This window comes from Acinetobacter sp. CFCC 10889 (assembly GCF_003268395.1).
Classification (GTDB): Bacteria; Pseudomonadota; Gammaproteobacteria; order Pseudomonadales; family Moraxellaceae; genus Acinetobacter.
The window spans coordinates 1-356 of sequence record NZ_LQXQ01000195.1 but is presented as its reverse complement, the minus strand read 5'-3'; the positions used below and the strand labels follow the sequence as shown (position 1 = coordinate 356).

Here is a 356-nt window from a genome sequence, read left to right as displayed (position 1 = left end):
AACAGAAGATGGCAGCACAGTAGAATCAGCACCTGCAATCCGAGAACCAATCACAGCTGGTAGCATCACGGTTGATGTTGACCATCATGGTCAAATCACAGGTACGACAACAGAAGTTCCAGCAGGTCAAACTGTTGAAATCGTGGTAGAAGGCACAGGACCAAACGGCGAACCTGTCAAAGAAACCATTACAGCAACAGTCGACAGCAACGGTAACTTCACCAGCACAGTGCCACCATCCATTGCAGATGGCAGCACGACAGTGACCGGTAGCACCACAGACCGCAATGGCGAACCTGTCAGCGATACTGACCACGAACCTGCGCTTGACCGTACTCCGGGCGGGATCGAAATTG

At 52.0% G+C, this 356-nt stretch carries 1 protein-coding gene; it reads left to right on the top strand.

Annotation, left to right across the window (positions count from 1 at the left end; genetic code table 11):
• On the top strand, positions 1 to 356 hold a 356-nt coding region (locus AVJ19_RS21350; RefSeq protein ID WP_162626700.1), incomplete at both ends, for a hypothetical protein.